At 40.0% G+C, this 15049-nt stretch carries 13 protein-coding genes; 5 read left to right on the top strand and 8 right to left on the bottom strand.

Annotated features, from left to right (window positions below; genetic code table 11):
• Nucleotides 1-67 precede the first annotated feature (67 nt).
• The 3 genes from B3297_RS13040 to B3297_RS13030 all read left to right on the top strand — a co-directional run bounded on the left by B3297_RS13040 (nucleotide 68) and on the right by B3297_RS13030 (nucleotide 2693).
• Nucleotides 68-1036: a polyprenyl synthetase family protein gene (locus B3297_RS13040; protein ID WP_112374896.1), complete on the top strand. Its 969-nt coding sequence runs from the start codon at nucleotides 68-70 to the stop codon at nucleotides 1034-1036.
• A gap of 84 nt (nucleotides 1037-1120) precedes the next feature.
• Nucleotides 1121-1897: an amidohydrolase gene (locus tag B3297_RS13035; protein ID WP_070560737.1), complete on the top strand. Its 777-nt coding sequence runs from the start codon at nucleotides 1121-1123 to the stop codon at nucleotides 1895-1897.
• Nucleotides 1898-2249: 352 nt separating this feature from the next.
• Nucleotides 2250-2693, top strand: a complete 444-nt coding sequence (locus B3297_RS13030) for a MarR family winged helix-turn-helix transcriptional regulator (protein WP_070560735.1) — start codon at nucleotides 2250-2252, stop codon at nucleotides 2691-2693.
• 103 nt (nucleotides 2694-2796) lie between these two features.
• Here the strand turns inward: B3297_RS13030 and B3297_RS13025 are convergent, their stop codons facing one another.
• From B3297_RS13025 to B3297_RS13010, 4 genes are all read right to left on the bottom strand, one after another.
• Nucleotides 2797-4353 (bottom strand): FMN-binding glutamate synthase family protein, encoded by a 1557-nt coding sequence (locus tag B3297_RS13025; protein WP_070560733.1) that lies wholly within the window; start codon nucleotides 4351-4353, stop codon nucleotides 2797-2799.
• Nucleotides 4354-4539: 186 nt separating this feature from the next.
• Nucleotides 4540-5301 (bottom strand): Rossmann-like and DUF2520 domain-containing protein, encoded by a 762-nt coding sequence (locus tag B3297_RS13020; RefSeq protein ID WP_286727840.1) that lies wholly within the window; start codon nucleotides 5299-5301, stop codon nucleotides 4540-4542.
• Nucleotides 5301-7760: a heme lyase CcmF/NrfE family subunit gene (locus tag B3297_RS13015; RefSeq protein ID WP_286727839.1), complete on the bottom strand. Its 2460-nt coding sequence runs from the start codon at nucleotides 7758-7760 to the stop codon at nucleotides 5301-5303. Before B3297_RS13015 ends, B3297_RS13020 begins: the two co-directional genes overlap by 1 nt.
• A gap of 19 nt (nucleotides 7761-7779) precedes the next feature.
• Nucleotides 7780-8187, bottom strand: a complete 408-nt coding sequence (locus B3297_RS13010) for a cytochrome c maturation protein CcmE (protein ID WP_046672794.1) — start codon at nucleotides 8185-8187, stop codon at nucleotides 7780-7782.
• A gap of 382 nt (nucleotides 8188-8569) precedes the next feature.
• Here B3297_RS13010 and B3297_RS13005 point away from each other — a divergent pair, with 382 nt between their 5' ends.
• Nucleotides 8570-9529, top strand: coding sequence for a lipid A deacylase LpxR family protein (locus B3297_RS13005; protein WP_286727838.1), 960 nt, complete (start codon nucleotides 8570-8572; stop codon nucleotides 9527-9529).
• 159 nt (nucleotides 9530-9688) lie between these two features.
• Here B3297_RS13005 and B3297_RS13000 read toward each other — a convergent pair whose 3' ends face one another.
• Nucleotides 9689-10939: a dicarboxylate/amino acid:cation symporter gene (locus B3297_RS13000; protein ID WP_286727837.1), complete on the bottom strand. Its 1251-nt coding sequence runs from the start codon at nucleotides 10937-10939 to the stop codon at nucleotides 9689-9691.
• A 574-nt stretch (nucleotides 10940-11513) separates the two neighbouring features.
• Between B3297_RS13000 and mnmD the strand changes: the two genes are divergently transcribed.
• Nucleotides 11514-12179 carry a tRNA (5-methylaminomethyl-2-thiouridine)(34)-methyltransferase MnmD gene (mnmD, locus tag B3297_RS12995; RefSeq protein ID WP_070560722.1) on the top strand — a complete coding sequence of 222 codons (666 nt, stop codon included), beginning with the start codon at nucleotides 11514-11516 and terminating at the stop codon, nucleotides 12177-12179.
• A gap of 309 nt (nucleotides 12180-12488) precedes the next feature.
• Here mnmD and B3297_RS12990 read toward each other — a convergent pair whose 3' ends face one another.
• The 3 genes from B3297_RS12990 to B3297_RS12980 form a co-directional block, all read right to left on the bottom strand.
• The gene (locus B3297_RS12990) at nucleotides 12489-13223 is read right to left on the bottom strand and encodes a hypothetical protein (RefSeq protein WP_070560720.1); all 735 of its coding nucleotides are present in this window, start codon (nucleotides 13221-13223) and stop codon (nucleotides 12489-12491) included.
• Nucleotides 13224-13750: 527 nt separating this feature from the next.
• Nucleotides 13751-14440, bottom strand: a complete 690-nt coding sequence (locus B3297_RS12985) for an SMUG2 DNA glycosylase family protein (RefSeq protein ID WP_070560718.1) — start codon at nucleotides 14438-14440, stop codon at nucleotides 13751-13753.
• Nucleotides 14441-14542: 102 nt separating this feature from the next.
• Complete coding sequence (locus B3297_RS12980) at nucleotides 14543-15040, bottom strand: FKBP-type peptidyl-prolyl cis-trans isomerase (protein WP_046672788.1); 498 nt, start codon at nucleotides 15038-15040, stop codon at nucleotides 14543-14545.
• Between the last annotated feature and the right edge of the window lie 9 nt (nucleotides 15041-15049).

Raw genomic sequence — 15049 nt, 5'->3', positions numbered from 1 at the left:
TAAAGGGACAAAATTGCCATTTCTATATGATTATTGCTATATTCGCAAGATTCGATCGTAAAGATATATGCAACATTTACAACAACTCGTGATAGAGGCGATAGAGACAAGTCAATTTCCTGAAACACCATCAAATTTATATGATCCGATACGGTATATATTGACTTTGGGCGGAAAGAGGGTTCGACCTGTGCTGACATTGATGGCCGCCGAATTATTCGGCATGCAAGAGATGGAGGAAATTATCCCTGCTGCCAAAGCAGTGGAGTTTTTTCATAACTTTTCACTGATCCACGATGATCTGATGGATAAGGCTCCTTTAAGAAGAGGTAAAACGACAGTTCACGAAAAGTGGGATGCTAATATTGCCATATTGTCTGGAGACGGCTTGTTGGTCAAAGCGTATGAGGAAATTTCAAAGTGTAATCCTATTTACTTGCCTGCAACTTTGAAAATTTTGAGTAAAGTGGCTATGGAGGTATGTGAAGGCCAGCAATTAGATATGGATTATGAGAGCCGGGATTCGCTGACAATGCCTGAGTATCTTGAGATGATCCGTCTTAAAACTTCGGTGTTATTGGGCGGAGCATTACAGTTGGGGGCTATTCTGTCGGGAGCAGATGAACAGCAACAGCAGCTGATCTACGATTTTGGAGAGAACGTAGGCTTAGCATTTCAATTACAGGACGATATCTTGGATGCATATGGAGATCCAGATACCTTTGGAAAGATTGTTGGTGGTGATATCATGATCAATAAAAAAACTTTTTTATTGGTGAAGTTGATGGCAGTAATTTCGGATGATGATAAGACGGTTTTACAAGCCCTATTAAATGCCACTATAGAGACTGCTCCATCAAAAGTAGCGGATATGCTTGCCTTATACGACAAGTATGCGATTAAAACTGCGGCCGACGAGTTGAAAGATAGCTATACGCAACGGGCATTTGAAAAAATGGAAGCATTGAATGTACCAAATGATCGCAAAGAAGCGTTATTAGTGTTAGCAAATAACCTTTTGGTAAGACAGCAATAAGTATAAATTCTATTAAAATTCGTATCTTGCCATTAAATGTTTTTTTTGTAAGAAAATAATTAAATAAATTTTTAGATTACGTTCATGGAGCCTTTAAAAATCACCGTATTTCAAGCATATTTATTCTGGGAAAATATTGAGAAGAATCTAAATAATCTAGCCTTGAGACTTTCCTCATTGCGTGAGAAAACGGATGTTATTATTCTCCCCGAAATGTTTAATACAGGCTTCACGAATAATGTCGAGAAATGTGCAGAACCTGCAAATGGACCTACGACAAGATGGCTATTTGAAATGGCAAGCTCACTTAACTGTGTTGTTGCCGGTTCTTTGATTATCGAAGAAGGTGGGAAATACTATAATCGCTTTGTATGGATGTTTCCAGACGGTAAATATGTAAAATATGATAAACGTCATCTTTTCGGATTATCCAAAGAAAGCGAGTACTTTGAGCCAGGAAATGAACGTATCCTGGTTGATATCAAAGGATGGAAAATCTGCCCGATGATCTGTTATGACCTGAGATTCCCAGTCTGGTCTAAAAATCAAAACGGAGCATATGATATTTTAGTGTATACCGCCAGCTGGCCAGACAAGCGCTCAGCACATTGGAGAGCTCTTATTCCGGCACGTGCAATAGAAAACCAAGCTTATGTTGTTGGGGTAAACCGTGTTGGGCACGACGGTAATGATATTTACTATTCTGGTGGCTCTATGTGTATATCCCCTCTTGGTGACGTGGTGTATTATAAACCGGAAGATGAGGACTTGTATACCTTTACCTTAAATCCGAACGACCTGTTGGAAGCACGCGAGAAATTTCCTTTCTTAAAAGATTCCGATTCTTTTTCAATCGGATAACATCCTCTAAATTAGGTACAATTGCAAGCATTTATTTTTTCTGAGAGTGCCTGATCTTATTGGTCAGAAAGAACCTTCAGTTTGATTTAATTGCTGTTGGTGTTTGCAAAGTTGTGAAGGTTTTGTTTGTATCCTTTTTATTTATTAAATTCAGTCTAGTATAAATCAAATTGTTATGATTTATCAACATCTACTTATGACATGTTGATAAAATTTTGTTTGAGACAGCTATATTAAAGCGTAATTTAGGCTAACTATTAGCCAAAATACGTTTAGCTTTTTCTCATATTGGATTAAAGACGACGTTTTATTATTAAAATAAGTTGCGTAAACAACCATAACCATTATTCATATGTTAGACCAAGATTTAGTATCACAAGAGTATTTTTATAATTTCTTAACAGGGAAATACTCAATTGCAGTTATGCGGAGATTACAGCGTAATCTCAAGGAGGCCGGGTTAAACATTACTTCTGAACAATGGAGTATCATGTATAACCTGTGGGTAGAAGAGGGGCTCACCCAGCAGGAGCTTGCTGTTCGCACATTTCGAGATAAACCAAGTGTCACTCGATTAATTAATAACCTGGAAAGGGTAAATTTGGTTATCCGCGTTAATGATAAAAACGACAGACGGTCCAATCTGATCTATTTAACAAAAATAGGACGAAAGATGAAGGATGAAGGAATGAAGCAGGCAAAAAATACTATTGAACAGGCCTTAGGGGGCTTGGCCGACGATCAAATTGCCTTATCAAATACCATTCTGCATCGCGTACTGTTTAATCTGAAATAAAGATACTTAGTGAGGGGGTATTTTATTAGGGAACTATCAGCGTATAAAAAAGGTCCCCTATGTATTCAACATAGGGGACCTTTTTTATATGAATTTCTAGCAGTTAATCTTCGAAAAGTTTGCTTTCGAAATCTGTGTGGCTATTGACCAATTTACCTTCAGTTCCGAAATAGATTTCCTGAAAACTTAATGTCCGGATAGCATCTACCTTACGATAGAATTTATCTGCCGATACATCCGCAAGTGTTTTGAAGCCACAAGCTTCCATAATTTCGACTGTAGCACGTAATGTATTACGATGGAACTGAGCTACGCGTACATATTTATCATTTACGTCGAGTCCTTTGTATAAATGCGGCTGTTGCGTGGCAACTCCAACCGGACAAACGTCTTCATTACATTTAAGTGCTTGAATACAACCTAAAGCGAACATCATACCACGAGCACTATAACATGCATCTGCGCCTAAGGCAATGACTTTCAAGATATCGAAACCCGTTACAATACGGCTTGATACAATAACTTTAACATGTTTTTTTAAACCAAAAGCAATCAAAGTTTTCGTTACAAATGCCAATGCATCGTATAATGGCATCCCTAGGTTATCTGTAAACTCCAGTGGAGCAGCTCCCGTACCACCTTCTGATCCATCTACGGAGATAAAATCCGGGAAGATCTGTGTGTTTTGCATGGCGTGACAGATGTCGATAAACTCATGTTTATCGCCGATACAAATTTTGAAGCCGATAGGCTTTCCACCCGATAACTCGCGCAGCTGTTGTATGAAGTGCATCATTTCAGTCGGTGAGGAGAAAGCGCTATGTGCTGGAGGCGACATCACATCTGTTCCAGGAATGACGTGACGGATAGCAGCGACTTCAGGGGTGTTTTTTGCCGCCGGAAGTATACCGCCATGACCAGGTTTAGCGCCTTGCGAAAGCTTCAATTCGACCATCTTCACGTTTTCACGGTTGGATTTTTCTCTGAAAAGTTCGGGATCAAATTTTCCCTCCTTATTGCGGCAGCCAAAATAACCTGTACCGACCTGCCAGATTAAATCACCTCCATTGTTGTGGTAATCGCTGATCCCCCCTTCGCCGGTATTGTGTGCAAAGTTTTGAAGGGCAGCACCTTTATTTAGTGCCGTTATCGCTGTTTTACTCAACGCACCATAACTCATAGCCGAGATGTTGAACACACTTAAGCTATAAGGTTTCTTACAGGCTGCATTTCCTACCGTGGTACGCAGATCGTGGTTTTCGATATGGCAAGGGAAAACAGAGTGCGCAGCCCATTCATTCCCGACAGCCTGTGGATCTGTCTGCATACCAAATGCCACAGTTTCCCGTTGATTTTTTGCACGTTGGTATACGATCGAACGTTGTCTTCTGTTGAAAGGACGTCCATCCATATCCGATTCCCAAAAATATTGTCTCAACTCGGGACGAATAGATTCGAAGATATAACGAAAATATCCAACTAAAGGATAGTTGCGCAGAATGGCATGTTTGGTCTGGAAACTATGATATAACGCGATCAATAGCAACGGAAATGGGATAATAAGCAGCCAAAACCAGCTTGATGTAAATATAAATCCAAATGATACAATGATTAAATTAATCACAATCATTATTGAAAGAATGAGTTTTCTAACTTCCATAGAAAATACGATTGTTTAGTTTTAATTCGCTATTTTAATGTTTAGCCCAACTGACTATTTTATTACTCAATTAGCATTCCAAAATGCGCTTTTGGACGAAGCAAATGTACTAAAGTTCCTGAAGTAAATGGATATATTTACCCCCTGGAAGTAAGTTTTGATAAGTTTATAACCGTTTCTAACAAACTATTTTCTTTTAGTAATCTCCTGCGACAAAAGTTGATAGATTTGCTGTAAATCTGGTTTATTGCTAATAAATTGCAAATGTTTTTGCATTGTCGATACATCCTGTCGGATCGCTGGTCCTGTCTGAACTGTTATTGGAATATGATTTTGCACCTTTTCTGCCGTCTCCAGGATAATTGGTTTGATTAAATCAAAGGATAAGTTGTTTTCTTCCAGTAACTCATAAGCCATCTGATAGAGGATATTGGAGAAATTATTGACCATGACCGAGGCCAGGTGAATGGCTAAGCGTTGCGGTGAGTTACAATAGATACTCTGCGGTGCAAATGTCTGTGCAAGCTGAAGTAGCGCGGCACTATTTTCATCTGTGTTACCTTCAATGCAAAGTGGAACCGTCGAGAAATCCACTGCTTTATTTTTGGATAACGATTGTGGTGGATAGATGACGCCCGTGTTTTTAAATCCAGCCAGGGCAGCAAGATCGGTTGCTCCTGAACAGTGGACGACAATACCTGTTAAATCCTTCGGTAGCGCTTCTACCAGCGGTAAAATAGCTTGATCCGAAACAGCAATAAGGTAGAGATCGGCATGGAGGTCGAGTTCAGACAGTAGGTCAGTTGCTGTGCAATGAAGCACAAAAGCCAATGCGTCTGCATTGGCTTTTGTTTTACTGTAGATCTGAACGATATGCTGTCCTGTTTTTTGAAACTGTTGTCCAAAATGCGTCGCGGCATTACCGCTTCCTAAGATCACAATGTTCATTATTTAAGTGCTTTTCGTTTTTCCTCTTTATTTCTTCTCACAATGGACATGATAAAACCGATGGTCATGACAATTGTTCCACACCAGAAAAAGTTGATGTATGGGAATTTAATGGCTTTAAATACCACCCATTTCTTTTCTGGAAGTGGCTTTTGATAAACCATGATTTCCAGTTTATCCTTGTCAGGTTTAATTCCCGTAAATCTGAATTTAAGTCCTTGCTCGGTAACATCCTTGTTGAAGTCGTAAACACCACCGTCTTTAATTAAGTAAATCGGTTGTACCTCATACTGTTTGTTGTCGGCCGAAAATACTTTTATTTTCAATCCAACCATGACATCACTGGGTCCCTTTGGAATTTTCTCTAGGTGGGCCTCTTTGTTTAAGCCTTCAATGACGTAATATCCATTGCGGTAGCGTAAGGTATCGCCAATATTTACCTGATATGTTGCCGGCTCCTCGTAGTCCTCAAAACCAGTTTTATCTTCAGCAGGAACTTTGGCGTGTGTTGCTTGACTTTCAGCTGCGGCCGCTGTAATCAGTGTATATACGTCATGCGTAACATAATGTTTGGTGGCTGGAGTACCAATCAACCCCCCCATTTTCGCGTTGTTTTGTGCAAAAGGTTGCAGCACAAAATGCTCCTTCACTTTGCCTGTTTCTTCGTCGATCCGCTCGTATTTGATTTTATAGAACGTATTTGGAGCAACAATGCTATCGCCGATATAGGTAATTTTGTATTCACCCATTTGTACAGGTTCACCCTCGGTCAGGAATAAGTTGTCGCCAGGCTTTTCTACTTTGTCGAATCCCGATACAGCGATGTAACCCGTGTTGTTGACAGAGATGACTTCGTTGGTTGCCGCGGCCACCATGGCACCGATAAGTAATAAACCAAAACCGATATGGGCTACCGAAGAACCAGCCAGTTTCCATTTACCTTTGACAGCGTCACCCAATACGCGGATATTTGCCAGAATACAGAAAATACTTGCGAAGGTGATCAAAATGTAGATCAAGTTGGTATACGTCTTCGTAAAATAGACTACAGCAGCCGTTAGGATTAAAGACACAACCAAGGATGCTACAGTGGAAGCCAAAAACTTGCGGCTATCGGTACGTTTGTATTTTAAGAATTGCGTAAATCCGGTTAAGATCATCACGATGACGGCAAAACCCGATTGCCATTTGTTATAATGTTGGATTGGATCCAAAGGTGGAGCTACCTTGGTGCCAAAGATCTTGTTGAACACTGGAATTGATGTTGAAGCAATGATCTGTGCACAGGCAACAGTCAATACCAAGGCGCCAATAAACATCCAGAATTCTCTTGAATAGATATCCTCATCCTTTTCTGTGATGGGCATCTCTTTCTTTTTGACGGTAAGAAAGACCACCATGATAACCAAAAAGACAACATTGAATAAGATCAATTGTCCGCTCATGCCCAGATCGGTAAAGGAGTGTACCGAAGTCTCTCCGAGGACGCCACTACGTGTCAGGTAAGATGCGTAGATCACAAGCACAAAGCTGATCATCGCCAAAAAAGTAGCGGTGAAGTAGGAGTGGCCTGAATTCTTGTAAGCAATCATGACGTGAACAGCAGCAATCAAGGTAAACCAAGGAATAATGGATGCATTTTCTACCGGATCCCATGCCCAGAATCCACCGAAGTTAAGTGCTTCGTAAGCCCAGAATGAGCCCATGATAATACCTGCGCCTAAAATCATCACGGCAAATAAAGCCCAAGGAAGTGCTGCATTGATCCATTCTTTGTAACGTTTGGTCCAAAGAGCACCTGTTGCATACGCAAAAGGAACAATCATCGACGCAAAGCCAAGAAATAGTGTCGGTGGGTGAATCACCATCCAGTAATTTTGAAGTAAAGGGTTCAAACCATTACCGTCGGTGATTAGTGAAAGATAATTTGCTTCTCTAAAGATTGGAATATCCATTGCTTCACGCAATAGGATAAACGGAGAGCTACCGATCCGCAGACCGAAGATTTCCACACCAATAATCATGGATGCTAAAAATGCTTGACATAACATGACGAAAGTCATAACAGACGATTCCCAGCTTTTTGCTTTAAAGAGCAAAACAGCGCCTAATACCGTTTGCCAGAACATCCAAAGCCAAAAACTACCCTCCTGACCTTCCCAAAAACTGGAAATGATGTAGTAGGTAGGGAGTGTCTTTGACGAGTGCGCCCAGGCATAATTATATTCAAAAAGGTGATTGTATATAATATAAAATAAAGTTGCACCAATCGCTACGACGGAGGCTGAATTAACCCAGAAGGCAATACGTGCAATTTTTTTCCATGAATGCTCTTCAGGGTATTTTGTTGCAAAAAAGTAACTGATACAAGATAGAAGTGCAGCACCAAAAGAAAGTACAATGAAAAATTGTCCGATCTGCCCTGGCAGCAGGTGCTCACCAACGTAATTAACGTCCATTGAAAATTGATTTTACGAATTAATTATTGAAAGCAGTAGCATTGATCTCGGTGACGACCGATTTATCGTTATATTTCGACGGACATTTCATCAATATCTTACTTGCCCTAAACACATTCCCGTCCATTTTTCCTGTCAATACAATCTGCTCTGAACGTTCAATATCTTGAGGTTTGGCACCTCTAAAAATCACTTCACATTCTGTACCATCGTTGTCACGCATGAAAAACGAAAATTTGTTGGCGTCAGTTTTGGGATCATAGTGAAGTGCTTTGTCTTTATTCAATTGACCTACCACATATAGTTCGGTTTTCTTTTCTTTAGCTTCGGTAAATGTCGAATACGTACTTGAATCAGTATAGATAACAAGTATCATGGCAATTGCGACAGCAATGATAGCGATTAGAATAATTGAACTTTTTTTCATTTGTATTTACTTATTTATAAGTGTCTGAACTCGTCGTATCAATGAGCTCGTTTCACTCGGTTTGTTTTTTTACCAGTTAATGGCTGTTCCGATCTGTCCGATATCTTTCTGTTTTTTTCGAAAGATTATTACCCAAACCTGACAACTTTATGCGCGCTAAAATCCCAAATTGTTTACATTTGACACCTAATCGAATGCAAAATTACAAATAGATTCGCTAAGAAAGGAATAATGCAACTTTTCCATATTATTTATATCTATTCTAAATAGTTTGAATTAATTGGAAAAATAAGCTAGATTCGAATGCTTTTGAATAATTTGAAGTGAAATTTGCTGTTTTGGTTCTAATGATATCGCATGAATTTTACAATTTCCTGTTAATATGAGTATTGCTTTGCGATTTTTAGGCCTCTTTTGGGCTGTTATAGTTCCCTGTTTTTTTGTTTTTGGACAGGTGAAATTCCGTAATCAGGAAATTGCTGTTCAAAATGACAATGACGTCTATCTCCTGACCGGTCAAGACCGCTATTATACAAACGGTATCAATATAAACTATAGGATTGCGTTGCCGGGGAAACTGGATAAACAGTCTTCAAATACGTTATTGGATTTTGAAATAGGCCAGCGTATTTATAACGGTATCAGTATTATTGACTATAGACGGCAGGAAAAAAAATACGATAGACCGTTTGCAGGTTACCTTTATTTTAGTGCTGGGGTAACGCGATTTTTACCGCAGGATCAGGTCATTGAGTTCAAGACCGAATTGGCGCAGATCGGTCCTAAATCCTACGGTGAAGAAGCCCAGAAGTTTATCCATCATCTATTTGGTATGTATGAGGCAACAGGTTGGGATACGCAGCTTGGAAATTCCTTCGGTATTGATTTAAGTGCAACCTATAAAAAAGGACTATATCGCAGTCAAAACCAGCAATTTGATGTGGGAATTATCGGTGAAGGGACTATTGGACTAAATAATACCAATCTGGGGATTGCGGCCCCGTTTCGGTTGGGGAAGCTGAAATCCTATCAGGCATCGACCCTTACACATGGGCATTTGACACAAGGAAGAGCAGACAATGATAAAGAATGGTATTTTATCTATCAACCAAGCATGTCCCGTATTTTTTACAGCGCAACCGTAGAGGGCGGGAGAGATCAAAATGATCCCATGGGTAAGCTATACATTATTGAGCCTTGGATGCTTAGTCATCGCATTGGTTTCAATTGGTCGAACCACAAGATCAATTACGGTATCAATTATATCTTCAATTCGAAAGAGCTCAAATCGGTGTTTCACCGGCATCAATATGGCGAGCTGTTTTTTGCGTACCGCTTTTGATCTGCGCGCCAATGGGTGTGATCCATATTGATCCGCCAGCCGTAGGTGTGCCTATATTGATCCGTGAGTCATTGGTGTGATCTATATTGATCCGCTGCGCATTGGTAGAGCCTCCGTTGATCACCTGTCCTGTGAAATGCTTGCCGCTTGTAGCTTGTTTTAGCCTGGATTTTCGGGAATAGGATCGGCCAGTTTTTGCCCGATCAATCTGCTGGTGAGCATAGCGGCTACGGTGTCTCCAGTAGCATTGAGCATTGTTGCAAGGGGATCGACCAGGGTTGCGATAATCATAATGGACGGGATCACCTCGGTTGGCATCTGATAAACCGATATAATCAGCATTTCTCCGATATAGCCACCATTAGGAATGCCACCGGCCACAATACTGACCAATAAGGTAATTCCTACCGCCATAATCAGGTTCGACGGATCAAAAAATTCCTTTCCACTTAATAAAAGCGCAATATAAATTTTAAAGATACAGGCGATTGCAGAACCATGCTTGTGCAATGTCGTGCCTAGGGGAATGACGACACTAGCGACGCTGTCGGGGATTCCAATTTGTTTGGCAGCAAGTAAGTTGGCCGGCATGGTAGCAAGGCTGCTGCAGCTGCTCAATGCAGTTAAGGAAGGTAATATGTTGTTTTGCCAATAGCGTTTGACCCCCTTAAGCCCGAATGCTAAAAAAGCGAATAAACTGAAAACCGTGAAAAAATAGAAGATTCCTAAAAAGTAATATAGCCCGATAGGTTTGGCATAAAAACCGAAGAGCTGAGGGCCTAATGTTCCAACCTGATAGGCAAAATATGCTCCCAAACCAATGGGAGCGAGGTTCATGACCATCACGAGCAGATTTCCCATCACTACATTGCCTGCGTTTATAAATTTGCGGAAAGTCTCTGCAGATGTTCCAGACTTGCGTGTAGCAATGCCAACGAGGAATGAAAAGATGACAAAGGCCAGCATATTTTGTCGTGATAATAAACTTGAAAATTCGCTAACGGTTAAAAAGCGGACCATTTTTTCACCCCAAGAATCATGAACAACTGTTTCCATGATCTTGTTTGTTTGTTCAATAGGCAGTGGAGCATCTACTGGAAAGAGGTAAAGGAAGCAGATGCTTGACAGTCCGGCGACGACAATACCCAGTACAAATACGAACGACATCATGCCGATGATCCTTCCCAGTACACTGTCGCCATTGATATTCGCAACAGATGAGGATATGGCAAAAAACACCAATGGTATGACGCTGACAAAGAGGAGGTTTAGGAAAATGTCACCGATCGGTTTAAGATTGTTGACGATATGCGGAAAGAAGATGCCGATCAAACTTCCAATACTGATCCCAAGGAGTAGAAGTAAGATACTGCCGTAATTCTGCACAAAAGTTTTTGTAGCGTATTTCATAGGTGTATGATTAGTTATTTCAAAAGGAGTTCATTCACATGGAAGAACTGCTTATATTGTCTTTGTATTTGGTCACATGGAGAATATCCAATGCTGTTGAATTGCTTGCGCTTGTTAGGTTTGGATATTTCATTAGGTTTTGTGAATGTTTCTTATTTAGATTGCTAAAATACTGTTTTTCTCGAATAGGTCTATTAAAACGAGCTGAATTTATGCGTGTTTGTTCATTTTTGTTTTACCTTGCTGAAAAAATCCGCTTTTGTCGACTGGACTTTTTTTATTGAAAGCATTTTTTTTATAGCGGTACCCATGCCTACTATACGCTCGGTATTGATATGCTTTTTCATTTGGAAGTCGATGTACTGGTCAATTGGTTGACATCACCTTTAGTCTACGCTGAAAGATGGTCGGGCTTGCTAAAACCGTGAGGATTTTGATACGGGCATTGGCTTTTTTATCTTTGGACAGTAGCAATGATATGCATCATGGGCAGGGAGTAGGCCATTCGTTTTGGCGTCGTTTCTTTGTTTGGACTCCATGTGTAAAAATTAGAACTTAACGTATTTGTATAAAAATGGAATTTGTAACGACAGGAGATGGTTCGAAAACTTTGTTTAATGCTGAAATAGGAGAATGTTATCATTCGAAACACGGTGCGGTACAGGAAAGTAGGCATGTTTTTATAAAAACGGGGCTTGACCACTATGTACAAACGACAGGAGCCGCCGACGTTGGTATCTTGGAGGTTGGCTTTGGTACCGGTTTGAATTTTCTACAAACAGCCGACTTTCTTAGGGATAAATCTTTTCAGGTGGAATACGTCGGAATTGAAGGATTTCCCCTGCCTTTGTCTACTATTGCTGCAACGGGCTATGATGCGACGGTACACCCAACTGTTTGGACAAGTTATTTGAATGCATACGAGCTGGCTTTGACGGGAAACGTGCAGATTAACGAACAATTAAAACTTCATATTGATCATACCTTGTTGATGAATTTTCAATCGGACCGCTTATTTGACGTCGTTTATTTTGATGCCTTTGCTGCTGTGCATCAGCCTGAGATGTGGAATGATGCTGCCTTGGGGCATATTGCACAGTTTCTTAAACCGGGTGGTGTTTTTGTGACTTATGCGATTACCGGGAACCTCAAACGCAGTATGAAAGCATTGGGATTTTCGATAGAAAAGGCTCCCGGAGCACCAGGGAAGCGAGAAATGCTTCGTGCCACAAAGTTGTAGCGGATGATTCTTTTATAATAGCATCGGAAAGAGTTAATCATACGGATCAACATACATGACGAAAGAAATAACTACATGACGATGCCACAGATTCATTGCTAAGCAGAGTGATACAAAGCTTACACAGGTTAAAAAGCTTACATTTAGGGAATTGGAAGAGTACGAATCTAAGGGAAATTTTGTTACCTAGTGGTAAGAAAAGGCCTGTTGCGAAAAAAAACGATCTATTTTCGTCCATGAGTAATGCTGTTAAATCCAATCGATTTTATTAGGCATTGTGATAACATCAGCTTTTGAGAGTTGCACATCTTAATTAATAAACGCACCGACTATTGCAGCTGGATGAAAGCTTTTGTTATTTAATAACAGATGTTTATGGCGATGAAATCCATAATATTCGATGTTCATACCAACAAGTACGGTTTTTGCATCTTTATAGTTTACATCAAATGATAGCTGTTCTAATTCAACCATTTTGGGTCCCGTATGCAGGTTGATGGGGATCTGGGGGCTATGGATATGAATATATTGTTGCTGCTCAAAGTTGAGCATGACAATAAAGAGGTTAAAGATGAGCAGGTCGCAATTTTTTGGCTGCCGTATGTCCTTTTGTTTATCAAATTTTGGAAACTGGATTGTAAGTTGCTTATTGTCCAATAATTGGATCTGTGGATCGAAATGCATAAAGTCCTGCATATGGCATTTTTCATTGAATTGAAAATTGACCAAACGGTTTATCTTATTGCTGCGTATAGATTTTTCTTTGGATATATGTCCGCTAGGGCCGTTCACTCGCTGCAACTGAGTTACTAAGCGATTGTGCATATTGCTATCATAAAAACCCATGTGTACTTCTGCCATCGTCCGTCGTATGTAAGCGCCAATCGCACTGCTCACTCCAAAGCTTACGGAGGCGGCTTTTGTCCCTTTGGTTTGTTTTGGTTTCCGTCCTACTTTCGTCTGGACAATTGTTTTTTCATTCGATTGTCGAAAGACCACGTTCCCAACTAAGCCTTTCAGAGTTCCATTTTCTATCGTTGCCATATTGTAAATATATGTATTTAAATAACTGAAAAACAAATAGTTGTTTGTTTTTAATAGATTTAAAATTGGGCTTTGCCTCTGATTTTAATTATGGCAATCGTTGTCAAAGGCCAATTATTAAACTCATAATGAAAACGTATTTCATTCGCTAGGGAATGATATGTTTGATTTGGAATTCATTCCAATCTTCTTTGGAAAACATTCGTCATAGCGTCGGATTGCTAGCATACTGCAAGCACCATGAGTCCGTGGTGAGTCCGAGTGAAACCCGGAAATGAGGAGGTAACAGTATGGTCGGGGCATGCATCTATCTGCTTCCTGGTACGAATAAGGGCGGAAATTGATTCGAAGTGACTCAAACGGATGGTCAAATCGGTTAATTAACTCGGACTTCGTTCTGTTAATATATGCATATATATCTTTTAATTTTCAAAATGTATATTATAATATTCAATTTGTTTGGAATATAGATACAAATTATTTTATGCTTTTCTAAATTTTTGTTTAGAGTTTACATGTGCGATAACCTATTCTGTGCTCAGCACGCTGATGTAATTATCGATGTAGTGCAGTTTGTCTTTGGATTTATATTGTTGTATATAGCGTGGGTGGTCTAGGACGGTCATTTTTCCAAACAACTTTTCTTCTTTGTTGATCTTAGCGAGAAAGGTTGCATTTTTCTTTCCGAGCACAAAGACCTCCTCCGTCGCTAAGCCCATAGCGATGTGTTGTTTCAATGAATCAAGCATAAAAGGGCTGACCATGTCGAAAAGTGTTTTATCATCATAGTAGTTTGCATTGATCCAATTGTTGGGTTTCGTTTCTCGGACAATCGCCAGGGGAAAGGGTGAATTGATATAAAATTGTTTATAGAAAATATCGGGGCCACCATAGGCTTCAATCATATCGTACATAAACACTGAAGATATTTCATGCGTATGCGCAGAAAGCATCTCTATGCCACATGCACTGGCTAATCTTTTGGTATCCGTAAAAGGAACTCCCGTTACTCCTGCACCGTGTCTGCTTGGATTGATACCGATAATGAATTTTCTTGTTAGATTATCATTATAATATTTATGGTAGAACTGTTCCATCACGACCAATGTTTCGGGGTTGTCAAGGTAGGGGTTAATTACATTGAATGCTGGGGGAAGACTTCCCTGATAATGAAGATGTTTATTGAATAAAACTACTTTTTCCGCAAATGTTAGCATCGTTCGTGTGTTTAAAAACAAGATACGGTTTTTAAATAAGCAAAAAACAAAGCCGGGTGTCATCTGACATCCGGCTTTGTTTTTTAGTATCTTGAGTCAGGATTAGTGACCTTGCGTACCGTCTACACCATGCGAGTGTCCGTGAGACAACTCTTCTTCAGTAGCAGGACGTACAGTTAAGATTTCAATATCGAAATTTAATGTTTTACCAGCCATTGGGTGGTTTAAGTCAGCAACAACTACTTCTGGAGTAACCTCAGCTACGACAGCGCGGAATTGGTTTCCTTGATTGTCTTGTAAAGGCAATACTTCTCCTACTGGAGGTAAACCTGTTTCTTTGAACATATCTACTGGCAATTGTGCGAATGCTCTGTCGTCTTTTTGACCGTAAGCATCATCCGGTGCCAATTCAAATGAAATCTTATCACCAACGTTTAAGTCTGCGATGTTTTCTTCAAATTTAGGTAACATCATACCTACACCATATAAGAAATCTAAAGGTTGTTCTGCAGTTGTTTCTTCAACGAAAACTTTTTCACCGTTTTCTACTGTGTGAAGTCTGTACGTCAATGCTACGACGTCGTTTGCTTTTATAGCCATCTGATTTTG

The organism is Sphingobacterium sp. UBA3519 (genome assembly GCF_002377215.1).
Lineage (GTDB): Bacteria > Bacteroidota > Bacteroidia > Sphingobacteriales > Sphingobacteriaceae > Sphingobacterium > Sphingobacterium multivorum.
This window is presented reverse-complemented; position numbering and strand designations above follow the sequence as displayed.

Coding starts and splice junctions, on each gene's coding strand:
- B3297_RS13040 (WP_112374896.1), top strand. CDS start 68: ATGCAACATTTACAACAACTCGTGATAGAGGCGATAGAGACAAGTCAA.
- B3297_RS13035 (WP_070560737.1), top strand. CDS start 1,121: ATGGAGCCTTTAAAAATCACCGTATTTCAAGCATATTTATTCTGGGAA.
- B3297_RS13030 (WP_070560735.1), top strand. CDS start 2,250: ATGTTAGACCAAGATTTAGTATCACAAGAGTATTTTTATAATTTCTTA.
- B3297_RS13025 (WP_070560733.1), bottom strand. CDS start 4,353: ATGGAAGTTAGAAAACTCATTCTTTCAATAATGATTGTGATTAATTTA.
- B3297_RS13020 (WP_286727840.1), bottom strand. CDS start 5,301: ATGAACATTGTGATCTTAGGAAGCGGTAATGCCGCGACGCATTTTGGA.
- B3297_RS13015 (WP_286727839.1), bottom strand. CDS start 7,760: ATGGACGTTAATTACGTTGGTGAGCACCTGCTGCCAGGGCAGATCGGA.
- B3297_RS13010 (WP_046672794.1), bottom strand. CDS start 8,187: ATGAAAAAAAGTTCAATTATTCTAATCGCTATCATTGCTGTCGCAATT.
- B3297_RS13005 (WP_286727838.1), top strand. CDS start 8,570: ATGAGTATTGCTTTGCGATTTTTAGGCCTCTTTTGGGCTGTTATAGTT.
- B3297_RS13000 (WP_286727837.1), bottom strand. CDS start 10,939: ATGAAATACGCTACAAAAACTTTTGTGCAGAATTACGGCAGTATCTTA.
- mnmD (WP_070560722.1), top strand. CDS start 11,514: ATGGAATTTGTAACGACAGGAGATGGTTCGAAAACTTTGTTTAATGCT.
- B3297_RS12990 (WP_070560720.1), bottom strand. CDS start 13,223: ATGGCAACGATAGAAAATGGAACTCTGAAAGGCTTAGTTGGGAACGTG.
- B3297_RS12985 (WP_070560718.1), bottom strand. CDS start 14,440: ATGCTAACATTTGCGGAAAAAGTAGTTTTATTCAATAAACATCTTCAT.
- B3297_RS12980 (WP_046672788.1), bottom strand. CDS start 15,040: ATGGCTATAAAAGCAAACGACGTCGTAGCATTGACGTACAGACTTCAC.